The 19705-nt window shown below is 38.4% G+C and carries 16 protein-coding genes and 1 pseudogene; 8 read left to right on the forward strand and 9 right to left on the reverse strand.

The features are described from left to right. Positions 1-47: 47 nt before the first annotated feature. Together FTU22_RS16250 and FTU22_RS00175 are read right to left on the reverse strand one after the other, a co-directional pair. Positions 48-480, reverse strand: a pseudogene (locus FTU22_RS16250) (transposase); the annotation flags it as partial. Positions 481-602: 122 nt separating this feature from the next. Further along, positions 603-2102: a sodium:proton antiporter gene (locus FTU22_RS00175; protein ID WP_078189922.1), complete on the reverse strand. Its 1500-nt coding sequence runs from the start codon at positions 2100-2102 to the stop codon at positions 603-605. 219 nt (positions 2103-2321) lie between these two features. On the opposite strand from FTU22_RS00175, the gene FTU22_RS00180 reads away from it, so the two are divergent. Further along, positions 2322-2879, forward strand: a complete 558-nt coding sequence (locus tag FTU22_RS00180) for a hypothetical protein (RefSeq protein WP_180092191.1) — start codon at positions 2322-2324, stop codon at positions 2877-2879. A 57-nt stretch (positions 2880-2936) separates the two neighbouring features. On the opposite strand, the gene FTU22_RS00185 is transcribed toward FTU22_RS00180, so the two are convergent. Further along, positions 2937-3842, reverse strand: coding sequence for a neutral zinc metallopeptidase (locus tag FTU22_RS00185; RefSeq protein ID WP_180024102.1), 906 nt, complete (start codon positions 3840-3842; stop codon positions 2937-2939). A 46-nt stretch (positions 3843-3888) separates the two neighbouring features. Next, complete coding sequence (locus tag FTU22_RS00190) at positions 3889-4815, reverse strand: DUF808 domain-containing protein (RefSeq protein WP_111884427.1); 927 nt, start codon at positions 4813-4815, stop codon at positions 3889-3891. 202 nt (positions 4816-5017) lie between these two features. Here FTU22_RS00190 and trpS point away from each other — a divergent pair, with 202 nt between their 5' ends. Beyond that, entirely contained in the window at positions 5018-6031 is a 1014-nt protein-coding gene (gene trpS, locus FTU22_RS00195) for a tryptophan--tRNA ligase (protein ID WP_180007457.1), read from the forward strand. Positions 6032-6384: 353 nt separating this feature from the next. Here trpS and FTU22_RS00200 read toward each other — a convergent pair whose 3' ends face one another. Next, on the reverse strand, positions 6385-7836 hold the full coding sequence (locus tag FTU22_RS00200) for a capsule assembly Wzi family protein (RefSeq protein ID WP_180092194.1): 1452 nt from the start codon (positions 7834-7836) through the stop codon (positions 6385-6387). A 170-nt stretch (positions 7837-8006) separates the two neighbouring features. Beyond that, the gene (lysS, locus tag FTU22_RS00205; RefSeq protein WP_180077256.1) at positions 8007-9533 is read right to left on the reverse strand and encodes a lysine--tRNA ligase; all 1527 of its coding nucleotides are present in this window, start codon (positions 9531-9533) and stop codon (positions 8007-8009) included. Positions 9534-9995: 462 nt separating this feature from the next. Here lysS and FTU22_RS00210 point away from each other — a divergent pair, with 462 nt between their 5' ends. Next, entirely contained in the window at positions 9996-10502 is a 507-nt protein-coding gene (locus tag FTU22_RS00210) for a YqiA/YcfP family alpha/beta fold hydrolase (protein WP_180077258.1), read from the forward strand. Positions 10503-10601: 99 nt separating this feature from the next. Here FTU22_RS00210 and FTU22_RS00215 read toward each other — a convergent pair whose 3' ends face one another. Then, on the reverse strand, positions 10602-11147 hold the full coding sequence (locus tag FTU22_RS00215; RefSeq protein ID WP_078189930.1) for an adenine phosphoribosyltransferase: 546 nt from the start codon (positions 11145-11147) through the stop codon (positions 10602-10604). A 527-nt stretch (positions 11148-11674) separates the two neighbouring features. Here FTU22_RS00215 and rubA point away from each other — a divergent pair. The 5 genes from rubA to FTU22_RS00240 all read left to right on the forward strand — a co-directional run bounded on the left by rubA (position 11675) and on the right by FTU22_RS00240 (position 16668). Then, on the forward strand, positions 11675-11839 hold the full coding sequence (gene rubA / locus FTU22_RS00220; RefSeq protein WP_005179369.1) for a rubredoxin RubA: 165 nt from the start codon (positions 11675-11677) through the stop codon (positions 11837-11839). Between the two features lie 78 nt (positions 11840-11917). Beyond that, the gene (locus FTU22_RS00225; protein WP_180092197.1) at positions 11918-13096 is read left to right on the forward strand and encodes an NAD(P)/FAD-dependent oxidoreductase; all 1179 of its coding nucleotides are present in this window, start codon (positions 11918-11920) and stop codon (positions 13094-13096) included. 58 nt (positions 13097-13154) lie between these two features. Further along, entirely contained in the window at positions 13155-14093 is a 939-nt protein-coding gene (locus tag FTU22_RS00230; RefSeq protein ID WP_218948325.1) for an alpha/beta fold hydrolase, read from the forward strand. Between the two features lie 11 nt (positions 14094-14104). Beyond that, positions 14105-15010, forward strand: a complete 906-nt coding sequence (oxyR, locus tag FTU22_RS00235) for a LysR family transcriptional regulator OxyR (RefSeq protein WP_180007453.1) — start codon at positions 14105-14107, stop codon at positions 15008-15010. 1046 nt (positions 15011-16056) lie between these two features. Then, positions 16057-16668 carry a response regulator transcription factor gene (locus FTU22_RS00240; RefSeq protein ID WP_180092200.1) on the forward strand — a complete coding sequence of 204 codons (612 nt, stop codon included), beginning with the start codon at positions 16057-16059 and terminating at the stop codon, positions 16666-16668. 84 nt (positions 16669-16752) lie between these two features. Here FTU22_RS00240 and ppk1 read toward each other — a convergent pair whose 3' ends face one another. Both ppk1 and mtgA read right to left on the reverse strand, forming a co-directional pair. After that, positions 16753-18834, reverse strand: coding sequence for a polyphosphate kinase 1 (gene ppk1 / locus FTU22_RS00245; RefSeq protein ID WP_111884435.1), 2082 nt, complete (start codon positions 18832-18834; stop codon positions 16753-16755). Positions 18835-18979: 145 nt separating this feature from the next. Further along, a complete protein-coding gene (gene mtgA, locus FTU22_RS00250; RefSeq protein ID WP_078193019.1) occupies positions 18980-19657 on the reverse strand; it encodes a monofunctional biosynthetic peptidoglycan transglycosylase in 678 nt (225 codons plus the stop codon). Between the last annotated feature and the right edge of the window lie 48 nt (positions 19658-19705).

Genomic DNA, 19705 nt, shown 5'->3' on the forward strand with positions numbered 1-19705 from the left:
AATAAACTTTATCATGATGTGACTAAAAGCTTCATGACGGCACACCTTACACGTCGGACTGTCTTTAAGAATTCATTTCTTCCCAAAGCCACAGTTTTTTGTCTTTTCATGGTTTCGCATTTTTTCTTTGAGGAATGACTAGAGTGCTTATAAATCTGAAATGATATGCCTACAGCATTTTGTGTCATATGCGCCATCGGTATAGCTAGAATTCATTGGCTCACTAGGTGAAATTTATGCAAGTAAGTTTTCTAGTACTTATGAACTGCTGACATTGTTGTCATGAGCTGAATTGTCCATGTTTGCAATGTTTTCAGCATCTATACCAATACGAAGTTTACGCCATTGTCGTCGACCTTCAGACTGATGTTTATTAGGTTTCGATTCACCTTCAGCTAATAACTTCAAACCTATAGAGTCAACAAGTAGATGTAGTCCATCAGAACTTTTTTGATAGCTAATCGCAATATCAATATGTTTTTATCTCCTGCTGAATGACCAGTCATAATTTCCCACATTTTGCTGTTTCATGATGGAACACAGCTAGAAATAAAAAAAGGAAATGCTCAAGCATTTCCTTTTTTTAAATCGAACAAAGCAATTTAGAAGTTTTCGGGGTTTTCTAATCGACGAACTTCTTGCACTTTCTCTGGATTATGTACAGCAGCAACACCATCATCCGCTTTGGTATCTATTAATGCTTCTGGGTTATATACCGTGATGGTTTCATTACCATGGATATCTTCACCCACAATATATTGGAAGCCCTTTTTATTCATTTTATGGCACATTCTTTGGTACCAACCTTTAAAGCCTTTGGTTTCTTCATTCGGATTGTAATAAAAAGCATTCATCACAGCAGGTAAACCTAGACCACACACGAGCCCCGACATTAATACCGCAATAAATGTATATCCAATCAAAATACTGCTGTATTCACTAAGTTCAGGAATATTGGCAACAGCAAGGATTAAGGCCAGTGAAATGCCTCCACGAACCCCACCCCACGATAAGATGGCAAGGCTACCGTTGTAACTTTTTTTGCGGAAACTTGGGAAGAATGCAAAAGATAAATAGTTTGCTGCAAAGCGCGATGCATGCAAAATAATAAACGCCACCATACCGCCTAAAATCAAACTGATACTTAAATCTAAGATAAATAACTCAAGACCTATCAGGGTAAATAAGAAGGAATTGATGATCCCTTCAACGGTATGCCAGAAATGATTGACTTCCCGAATTTCACGATCTTGAAGGATTTCTTTCCATTTATTGCCAACAATCAAACCACCGATGACGCATGCAATTGGTGCAGATGCATGTGCGAATAAAGCGACTAGATATGAACCACTTGCCAATAATGCTGTAGTTAAAATCAAGGATTCCATTTCATGTTTACCGCGGAGTAAACGTAAAATCCCTAAACCGAATGCCCAGCCAATAATGACTGCAACAACAATTTCATATAACAGTGTTTCAAGCGTACCAATGACGGTAAAATGTTCACCTTGCAAAACATTGAGTAAAGTCATAAACACAGCAATACACATGGCATCATTAAAGAGCGATTCGCCTTCTAATTTCACCATCAAATGATGTGGCGCACGCACCGAACTTAGTACACCTTTAACCCCAATTGGGTCAGTCGCACCTAAAGCAGCACCTAATAACAACAACACTAATAAATCAACATGATGACCAATTAAGAACTGATAACCATATAAAGCAACACCAAAAAACACCGCACAGAGCACCAAGGCTATACTGGCCAAAATACTGATCGGCTTCCAATGCAAACGTAAATCGGAAACTTTAAATTTCAAGGCAGATGAGGTCAAAATAAAACAAATCACGCCATTAATTAAAAAGTCATAAAAGTCGATATGACGAACTGCCTCTTCAATATTGTGCAAATTAATCGTCACAAATTGATTGCCATTGAGCAAACTTGCACCCCATTGCAAAATAAAGACAAAAATTGCAGAAACAATAGGAACACCTATGGCTTGTGGAAAGCCCAAGATACGTTTATTAAAAATCGTGGTTGCAATCGAAAGTGCAAAAATAACGGTAAAAACCTGTAGAAAAAAATAATTTCCCATTTTGTTCCCAATTTTGGTGCTGTGTTGCCTACAGAGTGAGATATAGGTATTTTTAAAATAAATAATAAATTATTTAGTATTTAAAAATAAAATATTCTAACGAATTTTATCTAAATTCCGTGTATCAATTCAGTTTTTTTCACATCTTTTATCAAGATCATTTAACATAGCAAGCCTGCATAGATTTTATGCATTTTCATCATCTACATGATTTCTCCTATGCATCAGACTATTAAAACTGTTTTTCGACTCTTTTTTGCTGCTGTGATTTTTATCATTACTGCGGCCCTGATCCTCACTTGCTATAGTAAGACACAGGAAATTTTACGTGCTGAGCACTATTTTAGTCAGGCAAAAACGATCTCACTGGATTCAACACCCAAAGAACAATTGGTTTTGGTCTCCAATAATGAATCACCCGATCGTGCGATATTTATCATGCTGGCGAATAATGGTTATCTTGCCAAAATGAATTGTGAAAACTATGCACAAGATATTTGTCTCGATGAATTTAATCAGCAACACACCCGACAAATTCAACACCTCGATTTACTGAAAATCGGACAATTTCAATATATCCAAAATGTGAGTTTCACCAATAGCCGCACTGGACAAAAAAAACAATTACGCTATAGCGATGCCCAATTAAAACAGTTCTATCAAAACGATATTTCAGGCCTTAAATATACTGTTTTTGGCGTGGCTTTATTTGCATTTGCCGCATTGTATGTCAGCTATCGTATTGTTCGAAACTTCAAATCATTTCTCAACAAATAAGCTTCAATCTATTTTTCAATGAAAAAAAGAGGATGTTTGCATCCTCCTTTTTTTGTTTTAAATGGCTTGGTTAAAGGTATCACAGCTATTGATATTGCCTGATTTCAACCCTGTCTGGAACCATTTCATACGTTGCTCACTGGTTCCGTGCGTGAAGCTATCTGGGACCACTTGCCCAGTTGCACTTTTCTGTAAATAGTCATCACCAATCTTATGTGCAGCGTCCATCGCTTCTTCTACATCACCCTGCTCTAAAAATTGGGTACGCTGTTGATTATGATGCGCCCAAATACCCGCAAAGCAGTCTGCTTGTAGTTCTTGCATGACCGAATAACGATTACCTTCAGCTTTAGACGCTTGCGCACGCGCCTGCTGAACTTGCTCAGAAATACCTAAAATCGTTTGGATATGATGTCCAACTTCATGGGCAACCACATAGGCTTGCGCAAAATCACCCGCCTGATCTTGACGACTCAATTCAGTTTGATTTTGTTCACCCGTAATGCCCATTTGCGTACGCATATCTTTAAAGAATGCAGTATCAATATAGACCTTTTGATCTGCTGGGCAATAAAACGGCCCCATTGCAGCTTGTGCTGTACCACAACCTGAATTGACCACACCATTAAACATGACCAATTTAGGCGGCTTATACTGGGCATTTAACTGTTCTTGGAAGACTTTAGTCCATGTATCTTCCGTATCGGCCAAAACCGTTCCAACAAAATCCATCGCTTCTTGTTGTTCAGGTGTTGGATTATCCAGACCTTTGACTTCAGCCGTTTGACCCTGTGAAGTCACTTGTTTGGTCGCCTGATAAGCTTGCTGCGGATCTACACCAAAAAATTTCCACGCAACAAATGCCACAACCAAACCGAGAATACTGATACCACCCGCTTTTGCACCGCCACCACCGCGACGGTCTTCTACGTTTGAACTAACTCTTCGACCTTTCCAGCGCATAGTGATCTTCCTTATATAAAATAGTTGATATCCGTGCGTTTACAGATTAATCCTTTTGCGACTTTGGCCATACCTTTTGAATTAAAGATACGACGCACAGCACGATTAAACCTGCAATAAAACCTGTCACTAAATTGATTAAAGTCGGTGTTAATGCACCCACAATACTGCCAACTGTAGGAATATGTTCTGCATAATCTACAGAGCCTTCAATAAAATGGTGTAGCAAAGGCACACCATGGGTAATGATGCCACCACCCACTAAAAACATGGCAATCGTACCAACAATGGTCAATGTCTTCATCAACTTAGGTGCAAATGCTAACAAACCTTGTCCAACGGTCTTTTTAAATTGTGATGCTTGTTGAGTGAGATAAAGCCCTAAGTCATCAATTTTGACAATCATCGCGACAAAACCATAGACACCAACGGTCATTAATATTGCAATCACCGAAAGTACCATGACCTTGGTCCCAAATGCCGCAGTTGCAACCGTACCCAATGAAATCACCACAATTTCAGCAGATAAAATAAAATCGGTCCGGATGGCGCCTTTGACTTTTTCTTTCTCAAAAGTCACCAAATCCGTTTCAATATGAGTCATCTCTTCACGAGCAACTTCTTCTGTTTTGGCTTTTTTATGATGCAAACTATGCAGAACTTTTTCCACGCCCTCATAGCATAAGAACAAACCACCAATCATCAAAAGCGGTGTAATCAGCCAAGGTGCAACCACACTAATCAATAAGGCAGCCGGAACTAAAATTAATTTATTAACAAAAGAACCTTTGGCCACAGACCAAACAACTGGAAGTTCACGATCCGAACGGACACCACTGACTTGTTGTGCATTCAGTGCTAAATCATCTCCAAGGACACCCGCTGTTTTTTTGGCTGCCATCTTACTCATGACAGCAACGTCATCCAGCACAGTTGCAATATCATCAAGTAAGATTAATAAGCTACTCGCCATTATTTTTATCCTTTAGGCATTTTTTAATATTCTAATTCTATTTAACGCTAAAATTGTATTTAGTTTTTTAATAATTAACAAAATATTCACCCATTTTTCAGTCAATTGTGCTGTGTCAGTAACAATCAAAAATAGAATGCCGTACAATGGGGACATTCTTTGAAAAACAGCCGTAGCTTTGACTACCACTTTGGAACAGATAATGAGTACTCAAGATAATCGTCCAGTGATTTTGACTGGCGACCGTCCGACTGGACAATTACATTTAGGTCATTTTGTAGGTTCTTTACGTTCACGTGTAGGTTTACAAGATTCGCATCATCAACATCTTCTTTTAGCTGATGCTCAAGCCTTAACTGATAATGCCGATAACTTCGAAAAAGTTCGTCGCAATATTATTGAAGTCGCAACCGATTATCTTGCTGTAGGAATTGACCCAACCAAAACCACGATTTGCGTTCAATCATGCTTACCAGCATTGAATGAATTGACCATGTTATATTTGAACTTTGTGACGGTTTCTCGCTTAGAGCGTAATCCAACCATCAAATCTGAGATTCAAATGCGTGGATTTGAGCGTGACATTCCTGCAGGTTTCTTATGTTATCCAGTGGCTCAAGCTGCCGATATTACAGCGTTTAAAGCATCTGTCGTTCCGGTGGGCGAAGACCAAATTCCAATGATTGAACAAACCAATGAAATTGTTCGTCGTTTAAACCGTCAAATTGGTCGTGACGTACTTCCTGAATGTAAAGCTTTACTCTCTAATGTAGGCCGTCTACCTGGTTTTGATGGCAAAGCAAAAATGTCTAAATCTTTGGGCAATACTATTGTGCTTGACGCGACTGATAAAGATATCAAGAAAGCTGTTAATGCAATGTATACCGACCCAAATCATTTACGTATTGAAGATCCGGGTCAAGTGGAAGGTAACGTCGTATTTACTTACCTTGATGCATTCGACCCTGATAAAGATGCTGTTGCAGAATTAAAAGAACACTATCGTCGTGGTGGCTTAGGCGATGGTACTGTGAAAAAGCGTCTTGAAGGTGTACTAAAAGAGCTGATCGGCCCGATCCGTGAACGCCGTTTAGAATTGCAAAAAGATCCTGACTACATCATGGATATTTTAAAAACCGGTACCGATAAATGCCGTGATATTACCCAACAAACGTTAGACGAAATTAAATCTGGACTGGGTGTATTCCACTTCTAAATTTAAAAAATTCTATAAAATTAAGCCTTTCCAATGTGAAAGGCTTTTTTATAGGCACTTTTTGTGAAGGTATTCACAAAATCTCCTTAGTTTTAACGTTAGGTAACATCACTTAACGTGAACACCAATGAAATGACTGACCGTTCACTCTATTATCTATTTATGTTTTAGGAATACCTAAATTCATAACATTTCTCCTTTACCGAACCTGTGAAAACAGATTCGTTGTTATACGCAATGAACACCCCAATCATTGCGTATTTTTTTGTCTGAAAATTAGCAATAACCAATATCAAAAAGTCCGCTATAAGCGGACTTTTCAATTAATACATCATTTTAAAAATGAATATAAATTAGTAATGAAATAAACGTTTATCTAATGGTAGTTCAATTCCAATTGACGCTCCACCATCATTACCATTTAAATCCGAGTCACTCACCCAACCATTAATTTTTAAAGGCATATCTGGACGTAAATAATGTGTCCAAGTCAAGTCTAGAGCTTTCAATTCATCTTTTTCAGGAAATGCTGCGTTATTCAAAGCTGCACGCTCTGTTTCAGAAACTTTTGCAAAAAGTACACGACCATTTAGACGGTTTAGTGGATCAATACGTATATTCCCACCCACTGAAACCATTTGAGCATCACCACCTAAGGCATGACCAAGTGGATAGCCATGTTGATAGTATCCATCTGTGTAAATAGAGTGATTGTATGAAATGCCTTTGGCATCACCATTAGTTCGAGTATCAACCCATTCAGTATACAGTTGATAAGGCATATTATTTACACTTGAAGAATAATCAACACCTGCAAGATACATGCTTTTTGCCGGTAAACCACCTGCTTCATCCTCACCAATATATTGGCCGTAAAGACTAACTGGAACTTGCACAAGTGGTTGTAAATTCAAACGCGCATCAAAACCCGCGACTTGATTTGATGGATCAGCCTTACCTGTTCCACCATTATCTTTATTACCAATAAAGGCATCCCAAAGTGAACTAAAACTTTCGGGACGACCTTCGCCACCCCATTGTATAGAACGTGATGCTCCCAATTCCAAATATGGAGTAGGTTGTGCAGTTAGTCGAAGTCCAATGAGTTTTGCATCTGGGATAGCAGAATAATCATCTAACTGTCCAGCAAAAGCTTGATACTGCCAAGGGCCGATCCATGATAGCCATGGTGTTTCAAAAGCATTCTGTTGTGCACGCTGTGCAGTAACACCGTACACAGGACGACTCGCATCACCACGGATTAAACTACCGTCATGACCAGGCCCCCAATAAGTCGGAATCTGACCTGCAATTAACCATTGGTTCCAAAGCTTCCCGGCAATGTATGAGCCTTCCACATTTACATCTTGATCGTTATTAATTTGCTGTTTATCTTCAGCATTTACACGTAAACGACCATCCCAATTTTCACCACCAACGTTGAGTTCAAGTGCACCTTGATATTGCGCTTTTTGATGATCACCAAAATTTTGCGGTAAATTATTTTTATCTGACTCTGCAAACAATTCTGCTTTTAATAATGCATTTTCGGCAGTCAATTTATTTTGAATACTTTGTAATACTTTTTGTTGTGTAGGTGTCATCACTTTTGCAGAAGTTAACGCTCGCTGTATTTCATCACCACTCATTGGCCATGTTGAGGTACTAATTTGAATAACGCCTTGCTGATTCAACCAATTCAAATCTGCGCGTAACTCTTCATTATTTAATACAATCCCCTGAGCAAAAACAGGAACTGATAATCCAAACAGTACAGCAGCATAGAGTGACTTTCTTAAATACATGCTCTTTTTCTCAAGTTTAATTCACAGCCCACCTTAGATTTTTCAACTCATTTATTCAAGGGTGAAACTGTATCTCCTTTTATTTTTTTCATCATTTAGGTAAAGATGTTCAATAAAAATACAAAATAAAAAACCCGCAGTAAGCGGGTTTTTTATTTCAAAAAACTAAATTAGTTTTTATGACGCATATGTGGGAACAAGATCACTTCACGGATACTTGCAGCATTCGCAAACAACATCACCAAACGGTCAATACCGATACCCTCACCCGCTGTAGGAGGTAAGCCATATTCCAATGCTTCAATGAAGTCTGCATCGTAATGCATTGCTTCATCATCACCCGCATCTTTTTCAGCAACTTGGGCTTGGAAACGTTCAGCTTGGTCAATCGGATCATTTAACTCTGAGAAACCATTTGCCAATTCACGACCACCGATGAAGAATTCAAAACGATCAGTAATATGTGGATTTTCATCATTACGACGTGCTAATGGTGAAGTTTCCGCTGGATATTCTGTGATGAATGTCGGTTGACGAAGTTTTGTTTCAACAGTTTCTTCAAATACGATGGTTTGAAGTTTGCCTAAACCAAAACCAGGTTTTACTTGCTCTTTCAGTTCATTTTTAACGAAGTTTGCAAGAAACTCACGGTCAGATACATTTTCAGCGGTGAACGTTGGGTTGTGTTCAAGAATCGCATCAAACATCGAAATTTTCTTGAATGGACCTTTGAAACTATACACTTCATCACCATAAGGCACATCAGTCGAACCTAAGATGTCGATGGCCAATTTTTCAAGCATATTTTCTGTCAAAGCCATCAGGTCTTTGTAGTCTGCATATGCTTGGTAAAATTCAATCATGGTGAATTCTGGGTTATGACGTGTTGATACACCCTCGTTACGGAAGTTACGGTTAATTTCGAACACGCGCTCAAAACCACCAACGACCAAACGTTTTAAGTAAAGCTCAGGCGCAATACGTAAAAATAAAGGCATATCTAATGCGTTGTGGTGAGTTTCGAATGGACGCGCAGATGCACCACCCGGAATCACATGCATCATTGGTGTTTCAACTTCCATGAAACGCTCATTGCTCAAATATGAACGAATACCTGACACCACTTTTGCACGAATTTCAAAAGTTTTACGTGTTTCTTCGTTCATGATGAGGTCTAAATAACGCTTACGGTATTTAACTTCAGTATCAGTCAAACCATGGAATTTGTCTGGAAGTGGACGGAGTGATTTGGTTAAAAGCTCAAAATGTTCAATATGAACATAAAGGTCACCTTTACCAGAACGACCAATATAACCTTCAATGGCAATAATATCGCCCAAATCGAGTGCTTTAATTGTTGCAAGAACATCAGCATCCAACTCTTTACGTGGTACATAAAGCTGGATACGACCAGTCATATCTTGGATTACGATGAATGAACCACGGTTCAACATCACACGACCAGCAACTTTTACATAAACCTTTTCGCCTGCTTCAATTTCTTCTTTTGATTTTTCAGCGAATTGATCTTGTAGGTCTTGTGCATAGTGTTCACGCTTAAATGTGTTAGGCCACGGGCTAACACCTGTTTCCTTGGCGTGCTCTTTGATGTGCTCTAACTTGGCATGACGCTGTGCAATTAAATCGTTTTCGGAAATGGCTTGTTCAGAAGTCGATTGAGCGTTATGTTGCGTCATCTCTGTCTCAAATAGTTAAAAAACGGAAGTTGCATAGCATAGCAGATTTCCTTTGAATTGAGCAGTAAGCAATGCGCGCATTTTTTTAATAAGTAGAAATTTATCGAAGTAAGATGTTTTAATCGTTATAACTTCAGGTAGACATAGAACATACCTTACAGATGTGCAGTAGATAAAAATTAAATACTCAAGCTCGAAAACCTACATTTTAATGATATCAGATGATAACTAAAAGCTTTAAAAAATACTTATAACTATCAATACATTAAAATATATATCAATAACTTAATTCAACCTTTTAATCTATTTTCTTTAAGACTAAAGTCTTTTAAATGCCTATAAATTAGACCAAAAGCTAAATTCTCTTTTTGACAATTCTCTCTACAATGAAGTCATAAAATTGTTGAAAAATAAAATATTCAACACATCCAAAAATGTTTGAAAACAGTGTGTAGAAAAACAATGACTTCCTGCTTATCGAAAATTCTGTTTTTACATGGATTGGATTCTTCCCGTGAATCTACGAAGTTCCATGCCATCAATGCAAAACAAAAATTCTGCATTGAAGTGGACTATCGCAACTTAAATTTTCAAACTGTTGCGGACTTTTACCACGAGAGTATTGAAACCATTAAGCCCGATATCATCGTCGGTCATAGTCTCGGGGCATACTGGGCTTTGAAAATGTCGCTGTTTCATCGCATTCCTTGTGTGATTGCTAACCCGAGTCTGCATCCAGACTTTCGTGACGACTACCCTGCAATTAATGAAATGGATTTGGATAACGATATTCCACAAATCGCCTATATCGAACGTGGCGATGAAATCTTGGATATGTATGAGGCAGAAAAACAACTCGAAGACTATATGCAGGTTCAAGTCATGGATGGCGGACATCATCGCCTTCAATGCCCTGAAAATATTAATGATTTAATCCAACATCTCGAATTAAATTACTTAAAAAAATAAATCATAATATTAATATTAACCTTAAGCAGCAACGTCGCTTTTATCTGACATAAAAAAGCCTTGTCATAGACAAGGCTTTTTACATTTTAAAACTGACGCTTAAGCTGCATCTGCTTCAGGACGTGTTTTATCATCTAAAACAGACCAAATATTTAGTCCTAAATCTTTATGCAAGTCAGGCAAATCTAAGAAAATGCTTGCGCCTAAAACTTGGTGTTTACATTTTTCAGCCAATTGTTTCACTGCACGAAGCGTACCGCCCGTCGCCAATACGTCATCCACAATAATTACTTTTTGTGATTCTATTTCAGCTGACATTTCAAGACGATCTAAACCGTATTCAAGGCTATAACCAACACCGACAACTGGTGGTGGTAATTTTCCGGCTTTACGTACCAACACCAAACCTTTGCCTGTACGCTGAGCAAGTAAGCTTGCCAAAACAAAACCACGCGCTTCAACTGCAATAAAGCTATCTACTTCTGCCAATTGCTCAGCTGGAATACTTGCAATTAGGGCATCAGTTAACGATTCGATGTTATTCATAAATAACGGCGTAAGGTCAAAGAAACAAATTCCTGGTTTTGGGAAATCTTGGACAGTACGAATGTTAGACCACAATGCCGCAGCAGTAGAATTACTCATAATAGGAGAAAATAAATTAAGGAAGGAATGTGTGAATTTTAACGCGATTTGAGAGAAAAGAACAGCTAACCCCCGACCAAAATGCATATTTAAGATACAGTAAATTTACATAAGTTATTGATTATTAATATTGTATTTATTTAAAAAATATCAAATATATATTTTCCTAATCATAAAATAAAAGATTTTAGAGATTTTTTCTGCAAGACTTTAGTCTATGAAAATAGAAAAAGTGGTATTTAGAGCCCAATTCACGGAAATGAATTCCAATATAGCTTTCAATAGGCATAAATATTGTCAGACAATTTTTCCCAGATCTGGGGTTTTGATGATATTTATTGTCCCTCACTGCCATTCTGCTTTTAATTTCACTCATTAAACTCTTAGCCACTTTACTTTATAGTCAGAACTGCGTAAAAATTTAGCATAAGAGTCTACTGTATAAGGTGATTTAACCTTAAGGAATAAACTTATACAGTTATGAAGTATTTACTGACTTAATTTTGTGTCAGTTTTTGGAGAATGGAATGAAAAAGTATCAGTGCATCGTTTGTGGATGGATTTATGACGAAGCAGAAGGCTGGCCACAAGATGGTATCGTGGCAGGAACGAAATGGGAAGATATCCCAGATGATTGGACTTGCCCAGACTGTGGTGTCTCAAAAGTAGATTTTGAAATGGTTGAAATCTAATAAATAGAATCTAAGGCCATCATCGTTATGGTCTTTTTTTTGTCTTTAAAAAAATATGAAATGTGTTTGGAGTTGAGTATGCACCCTATTGTCATTATTGGTTCTGGTATGGCGGGATATGCCGTTGCACGTGAATTTCGAAAGTTAAATACTGAACTAGAACTTATTATGATCTGTGCGGATGATGCCATTAACTACGCTAAACCGACATTATCCAATGCGCTCGTTGGTAATAAAGCTCCTGAGCAAATCCCTCTAGGGGATGCCGAAAAAATGTCGGCTCAACTCAATATGCAAATCATCAATAAGAGTTGGGTTAAATCCATTGATGCAGCAAAACATGAGCTTACTATTGAAAGCCAAAATGGAACTCAAACACAACTATATTCAAAACTCGTTTTAGCAGTCGGCGCAAATCCAATTCGCTTAGCTATTTCGGGTGATGGCAGTGAAGACATTCACGTCGTCAACAATTTAGATCACTACAAAGCTTTCCGTAAACAGCTAGCAGCACGTGAAGATAAACGTGTGGTGATTTTAGGGGCAGGCTTGATTGGCTGTGAATTTGCCAACGACCTCCAAAATACTGGGGCGAAAGTATCGGTGGTCGATTTAGCTCCGCAACCTTTGGGTCGCCTACTGCCGTCTCATGTTGCAGCTAAATTCCAAAGCAATTTAGAAGAAACGGGTATTCAATTCGTTTTAGGTACGACAGTCGACAAAGTGTCACGTATTGAAAATGGTGACTATCAAGTGAGCCTTGCCAATGGTCAAAGCTTAGTGGCAGATGTTGTGTTGTCTGCGATTGGTCTACAGCCTGAAATTAACTTGGCAAAACAAGCCGGCATTCACACCAGTCGTGGCGTATTAACCAATAAAGGCTTAGAAACCAACTTGGCAGATATCTATGCTGTCGGTGACTGTGCTGAAGTCAATGGTACCCTTCTTCCATACGTCATGCCGATCATGCAACAAGCACGTGCTTTGGCAAAAACCCTCAATGGTGAACATACCGCTGTGCATTATCCAGCTATGCCTGTAGCCGTTAAAACACCTGCAGCACCTTTAACTGTCCTTCCTGCGCCTATTGATGTTGAAACTCAATGGGAAACAGAAGAGCTTGAAGATGGCATGATTGCCCGTGCGATCGATCAAGATGGCGTATTACGTGGATTTGTACTGCTCGGTGCAACTGCTGGGAAGCAACGCTTAACTTTGACTAAGCAGGTTCCGGACTTGATTCCCGCTTCAGTTTAAGGTTTAAATACAAGGACGTCCTGATAATAATAGACGTCCTTTTTAAAGGAAAATAAAAATGAATAGTGCCCTTCAGTTTAATATTTCACCTTATGCCTCTTTTATGCATGAAACTCGCGTAGAGTTAGGCAATGGCATTGAACTTCATGTCGAGGTGGGTGGTCATCCTGAAGATCCTGCAATCTTACTGATTATGGGACTCGGCGCACAAATGTTGTATTGGCCCGATTTCTTTTGTAAGTCCCTAATAGACCAAGGTTACCGAGTTATTCGCTTTGATAATCGCGATATTGGTCTGTCGAGTAAAATTCGTAACCCAGGCCCACGTCTTAACACCTTTAAACTGATGGGACGTTTTGCCTTAGGTCTAGAGAATCAAGGTGCGCCCTATGATCTCTACGATATGGCAGACGATGTTGCACTATTAATTGATCGTATGGGACTTGATAAAGTCCATATTTTAGGCGCTTCGATGGGCGGCATGATTGCTCAAATCGTGGCGGCACGCTATCCAGATAAAGTGCACAACTTAAGCTTACTTTTTACCAGTAACATCCAACCCTTACTTCCACCGCCATTTCCAAAGCAATTATTTAGTCTAATTGAAAAACCTGAATCTAACGATGAAGATGGCATTATTAACCATAGCCTGAAAGTTTTTAATATTATAGGCTCTCCAGGCTATATTAATCAGCTTGAAGCGATACAAACTGCACGTAAACTCTATAAGCGGAGTTTTTACCCAGCGGGTGTACTTCAACAGTTTTTAGCAATATTATGTACAGGTTCCCTGCTGCAGTTGGATAAACAAATTCAGCATAAAACCATTGTGGTTCATGGAGCTCGTGACCGTTTGCTGCCGCCAAGCCATGGTAAGGCCGTTGCAAAGGCTATTTCAGGTGCTAAATTTGAATTAATTGATGGAATGGGGCATGATATCCCACCGCATTTTATTCCATATCTTAGCGGTTTGTTTGCTGATCACTTTAAATCATAAATTAGGACACTATGGCTGCATTACCATCCTTAAGACAGCTGTCATATCTAGTAACACTGTCAGAAACGCTACACTTTACTGAAGCTGCGCGTCGTTCTTTTGTCACCCAGTCTACTTTGTCTGGCGGGATCATGGAACTTGAGCGTTTACTAGGTGGCGTATTGGTAGAACGCGACCGTCAAAACGTGCGTTTAACTCCTCTTGGCGAACAAGTTGTCGGACGAGCCCGAGTTCTATTGGCAGATGCGCAAGACCTAATGCGTTTAAGTCGTGAAATGAGCGAACCTCTAACGGGTGATTTACATCTAGGGGTCATTCCCACTATTGCGCCATTCTTACTTGCGCCATTATTAGAAGAAGTGCATAAGCAATTACCAAAAATTCAATTGCATTTACATGAAGCACAAAGTGAAAAAATTGTTGAGAAACTCGAGCACGGTAATCTAGATATTGTATTACTTGCTCTTCCTTTCGATACACGTAGCTTGAAAGTTGCAGAAGTAAACAAAGAAAAATTGTTCTTGGTGTACAACAAAGCTGACCAAAATGCAGCTCAAGCGAAATCTTTAGACGACCTAGATTTATCTCGTTTAATGTTGCTTGAAGAAGGCCATTGCTTACGTGATCATGCTTTGAGTGCTTGCCCGATTGGTGAACGTAAAAACGACCATCGTTTAAAAGCAAGCTCATTGCCAACTTTGGTTGAAATGGTTTCCGCAGATTTAGGCTTTACCTTATTGCCTGAAATTGCAGTTCATACCAATATGATCAAAGCCAATGAAGATTTGGCTGTGAAAGAAATTGAAGCAAGCCCTACACGCACATTAGCATTGGTGACGCGTAAAAGTACGCCGCTTCAAAGTGAATTTGATGTATTGCTTCAAATCTTGCAGAAAATCACTAACAATCTGCACTAACTAATCAGTGTGAAAATTAAAGAGAGCCCTGTGCTCTCTTTTTTTATTTGGCAGAAGTTAATATTAATTTAAAAACTGATGTTACTCACGTAAAAGTAATTTCGCATTTTTAAATCTATTCGATGGAATCTTACATCTAGGGATTGAATAAAGAGATTAGTTTTCGGCTGGAGGTACTCTTACGAAACGTTGTTTCTTCATTCGGCAAAATGAGAAGTGCGCTTCGTAAGAAAACCATCTTGCAGAGCAATGCTCCTCACCGCAAAACTCGTTCACTAGCGTCTACTTATTCAAAGTATCGCAAAAACATTTTTGATTAGAAGTCATCCTGTCTCAAACACTTGCGGATGGCCTTACGCATATCGGTTTTTATTTAAATCAAATCGCGCTTCTGATGTTACTATATAACATCAGTTAAAAAATGAAATACAGCATCTAGAAAAAAGAAAAGGCTAACCCAAATAGGTAGCCTGATAAGGTAATATATGACTTGATGTATATCTCAATTCATCGCCTCGATAATATCTTCACACTAGCCAGATAAGTAAGAAGATAAATACATCTTATTAAAATATAACCTTCGTTAAAATCACTAGTTTCAGGTATTTTAGATAAAGTAGGCGAATTGAAAATAAGGTCCTATAGAATAAATGTTGACTAAAAATCAATCACATTATTTTAAATATTTACTACGCTTTATATTTAAAATAACTAAGCAATAGATAGAAATAAATTCATATCGGAAACAGTCCAATTTATCCGTTGTCAAAATACGATATTCACATTTCGATTATTTTTTTCAATCCGAATACAAATTTAATTGTTATTTAACCAATAAATCTAAAATTAAAAACAAAAAACCATAAATCTTTTCATTCAAAATAATGAAAAACACCAAAAATATACGCTATTTAAATTCTATTAAATCACAATAACTTAATTATATTTTGATGTATAAATCCCAACTTCTAGGTATATTTTTATGATTCGCATTCGTGCAAATTATGGAAATGCAATTTGATTAAAATAATAAATGAGCGAAATGTATGATGAGTGAATTTTTATTACCAGTACCCGTTTTGATTATTGATCATCAATCGATGACTTCAAAAACAGTGCTGTTTAACATCTTAGGAGACCTCGGTTATCCTGAAGATCTCATCACATTTACAGAAAACTTAGCAGATGCAGAACAACAAATTTTCAATCAATTACCCAATTTAATTTTTTTTGTGATCACTCAGCAGTCTGATATCTCTTTCATCCATAAAATCAAAAAGATTTATCCTTCGAGTAATCTCATCATTTTAGTCAATGAACAATCTACAGATTTAACCTTACATGCCATTCAGTTAGGTGCAACTGCCTATATGTTGATTCAACAACCAATTGAAGACACTTATAACCAGCTGAAAACCATTTTAAGAGGTGGTGCTGCCCTGCACCCAACTTTTGCTAAATTTTTATTGAGTGAAACTTTTAGTCCGCAAAATGCAGCGCCGAAACAACTCAGTCTAAATCCAGCTGAATACCAAATTTTAGATATGGTCAGCCATAGCGCGACTCAAGAGCAGATGGTCCGTGAGTTAAAACTTTCAACGTATCAAATTGATGGTTTTGTTAAAAATATCTACCGAAAAATTAGTAGCTACAGCTAAATTTAGTTCAGATAAATGATTCAAAAAAACTTATAAATTAAAAAAATAAAGGGAGCATTGCTCCCTTTTACTTTTCTAACGCATTTATTTAAATGCTTCTATAAGCACATGCTGTGAATTATGTGCTTCCTCACCCTCTTGAACATGCGTACGAATCCAGCGCCCATCGCTTTGGAGTAACCAAGCTTGCTGATTATCTTTTAAGTAATTCACTAAACCTAATTGATAAATACGCTTTTTCAACGCTGGATCTTCAATTGGAAAACAGGCTTCCACGCGATTAAATAAATTACGATCCATCCAGTCTGCACTTGAACAGAAAATACGTGAATCACCATTATTACTGAAATAATAAACTCGGGTATGTTCTAAGAAACGGCCAACAATAGAACGTACACGAATATTTTCAGACAGCCCCGGTAAACCTGGACGCAAACAACAAATAGAACGAATAATTAAATCAATCTGTACACCTGCTTGTGACGCTTCGTACAGTTTATTGATCAACTGAACTTCTGTTAATGCATTAACCTTGACTATAATTTGCGCAGACTTGCCCGCTTTAGCATTAGTAATTTCATTATCAATATAATTGATGAGTTGAGTATGTAAGGTAAATGGTGCATGCAGCAGTTTTTTTAGCTTCGCCATTTTACCCATACCGGTCAATTCTTGGAAAATACGATGTACATCTTCACAGAGTTCTTTATCTGTGGTTAATAGACCGTAATCCGTGTATATACGCGCATTTCCCGCATGATAGTTGCCCGTACCTAAATGCACATATCGCACCAATTTATTGTTTTCGCGGCGTACCACCAAAATCATTTTGGCATGAGTTTTATAGCCCACGATGCCATACACGACAACTGCGCCAGCTTCTTGTAATACATTGGCCACAGCAATGTTTGATTCTTCATCAAATCGTGCTCGAAGCTCAATTACAGCGGTGACTTCTTTACCATTACGTGCTGCTTCCGCTAAAACTTGCACAATCTCCGAATCTGCGCCACTTCGATAAAGCGTTTGTTTAATGGCCAAAACTTGTGGATCACGTGCAGCTTCACGCAGTAAATTAATTACCGGTGCGAATGATTCAAAGGGATGGTGCAGCAAAATATCTTGCTTTTGCATCGCACTAAAAATGTTTTCAGATTTTTTGAGTACTTTCGGTATAACCGGAATATGCGCGTCATAACGTAGATGTGGACGTTTAAAGTTTGACAGTAAACGTGCAAGGTTAACTGGTCCATCTACTTTATAGAGTTGCTCTTCTTCCAAATCGAACTCATCAAGCAAATATTCATAAATATGCTGCGGACAATTTTCTGTCACTTCCAAGCGAACGGCGCGACCAAAACGACGTGAATTCAACTCACCTTTGAGGGCTTTAGCCAAATCTTCAACATCTTCATTTAAAGCCAAATCGGCATTACGCGTCACGCGGAATTGGTAGCAACCCGTCGCCGTCATGCCGGGGAACAAATCAGAGACATGTTCATGAATAATTGCCGATAGCATCACATGATGCTCTTTGCCACCGGTTAATTCATCAGGAAGCCGAACGACACGTGGCAGCGAACGTGGTGCAGGTACAACGGCTAAGTCAATCTGACGACCAAAAGCATCCTTCCCTTCTAAAGTCACAATAAAATTCAATGACTTGTTGACCAAGCGAGGGAATGGATGTGCTGGATCTAAACTAATTGGGGTTAAAACTGGTGCAACTTGTTCTTGGAAATATTTTTTTACCCATGCCGATTGTGCAGGGGTTAACTCACCACGACGTAAGAAGCAAATGTCTTCTTCACGCAGTTTGGGTAAAATTTCTTGATTTAAAATACGATACTGGCGCTCTATGGCCGCATGCGCTGTCGCAGAAATTTCATCTAATACTTGTTTTGGTGTCAAACCATCTGGACTACGGCTTTCATTGCCTAAGTCTAGCTGTTCCATCATTCCCGCAACACGAATTTCAAAAAATTCATCTAAGTTGCGCGAAAAGATCAGCAAGAAATTCATGCGTTCAAGTAAGGGGTGTATCGGATCAACCGCTTGTTCGAGTACACGCAGATGAAAGTCGAGAATCGATAACTCTCGATTGATATAACGATCATTATAAGTATATTCAGTTGGTACTTGCGCGACTTCAGCTGCGGTATTCATCTCAAACCCATATAAAAAATGTGTGCTGTACTCAGTTTAGTATGCTTCAAATTTATGACAATTTCATAAAAAAAGCCCATAAAGATGAGCTTTTTGTTGTAATTCAAATCGCTACCATGCCATTTGACGGGTGTGTCGATTGTTCTTAATCTGGGATATGGCTATAACGCATATATTTTTGGATCATGCGCTTACGATAATTTAGCTTACGATCTTGTCGATTTTCATCATAATATTTTGGATTAGGTAAAATAGCCGCAATAAACGCTGCTTGTTCTCGACTCAAACTCCGTGAACTTTTACCAAAATAGTGCTGTGTTGCAGCTTCTACGCCGTAAATGTTGTCCCCAAACTCAACCGAGTTGAGATATACCTCTAAAATGCGCTGCTTCGTCCACATGCGTTCCATCATCCATGTTGCAACGGCTTCCTGTCCTTTTCGGATAAATGAACGCTTGTTATATAAAAATAAGTTTTTTGCCAATTGCTGAGAAATGGTAGACCCACCTGCGACTACTTTGCCTTTATCTTTATTGCGTTCTAAGGCATTTTGCATGCCTTCCCAATCAAAACCTTTGTGTTGTAAAAACTTGCCATCTTCCGCGGCAACAACAGCATGTTTGACATAATCACTGATTTGGTCATAATCACGCCATTCGTGTTTAATCGGTTTAGACGGCTCAGACCAATAATCTAATCGCATCATCATCGTCGATTCCACAGGATGTGTACGCCACCACACCAGACTACCAAAGATCCAAAGCTGTACCAAAAGCACAAGACTGACAAGAATTAACAATGTACGAACAATAAAGGCTTTCATGTCAGTGTGTTACTCCAGAAATTCTGTTTTTTCATGTTAAGCTTATTT

The organism is Acinetobacter sp. YH12076 (assembly GCF_013419525.1).
In the GTDB taxonomy this organism is placed as follows: domain Bacteria; phylum Pseudomonadota; class Gammaproteobacteria; order Pseudomonadales; family Moraxellaceae; genus Acinetobacter; species Acinetobacter amyesii.

What these genes read in the sequence shown, in the direction of transcription:
- FTU22_RS00175 (WP_078189922.1), bottom strand. Translation starts at nt 2,102, where the DNA reads ATGGGAAATTATTTTTTTCTACAGGTTTTTACCGTTATTTTTGCACTT.
- FTU22_RS00180 (WP_180092191.1), top strand. Translation starts at nt 2,322, where the DNA reads ATGCATCAGACTATTAAAACTGTTTTTCGACTCTTTTTTGCTGCTGTG.
- FTU22_RS00185 (WP_180024102.1), bottom strand. Translation starts at nt 3,842, where the DNA reads ATGCGCTGGAAAGGTCGAAGAGTTAGTTCAAACGTAGAAGACCGTCGC.
- FTU22_RS00190 (WP_111884427.1), bottom strand. Translation starts at nt 4,815, where the DNA reads ATGGCGAGTAGCTTATTAATCTTACTTGATGATATTGCAACTGTGCTG.
- trpS (WP_180007457.1), top strand. Translation starts at nt 5,018, where the DNA reads ATGAGTACTCAAGATAATCGTCCAGTGATTTTGACTGGCGACCGTCCG.
- FTU22_RS00200 (WP_180092194.1), bottom strand. Translation starts at nt 7,836, where the DNA reads ATGTATTTAAGAAAGTCACTCTATGCTGCTGTACTGTTTGGATTATCA.
- lysS (WP_180077256.1), bottom strand. Translation starts at nt 9,533, where the DNA reads ATGACGCAACATAACGCTCAATCGACTTCTGAACAAGCCATTTCCGAA.
- FTU22_RS00210 (WP_180077258.1), top strand. Translation starts at nt 9,996, where the DNA reads ATGACTTCCTGCTTATCGAAAATTCTGTTTTTACATGGATTGGATTCT.
- FTU22_RS00215 (WP_078189930.1), bottom strand. Translation starts at nt 11,147, where the DNA reads ATGAGTAATTCTACTGCTGCGGCATTGTGGTCTAACATTCGTACTGTC.
- rubA (WP_005179369.1), top strand. Translation starts at nt 11,675, where the DNA reads ATGAAAAAGTATCAGTGCATCGTTTGTGGATGGATTTATGACGAAGCA.
- FTU22_RS00225 (WP_180092197.1), top strand. Translation starts at nt 11,918, where the DNA reads ATGCACCCTATTGTCATTATTGGTTCTGGTATGGCGGGATATGCCGTT.
- FTU22_RS00230 (WP_218948325.1), top strand. Translation starts at nt 13,155, where the DNA reads ATGAATAGTGCCCTTCAGTTTAATATTTCACCTTATGCCTCTTTTATG.
- oxyR (WP_180007453.1), top strand. Translation starts at nt 14,105, where the DNA reads ATGGCTGCATTACCATCCTTAAGACAGCTGTCATATCTAGTAACACTG.
- FTU22_RS00240 (WP_180092200.1), top strand. Translation starts at nt 16,057, where the DNA reads ATGATGAGTGAATTTTTATTACCAGTACCCGTTTTGATTATTGATCAT.
- ppk1 (WP_111884435.1), bottom strand. Translation starts at nt 18,834, where the DNA reads ATGAATACCGCAGCTGAAGTCGCGCAAGTACCAACTGAATATACTTAT.
- mtgA (WP_078193019.1), bottom strand. Translation starts at nt 19,657, where the DNA reads ATGAAAGCCTTTATTGTTCGTACATTGTTAATTCTTGTCAGTCTTGTG.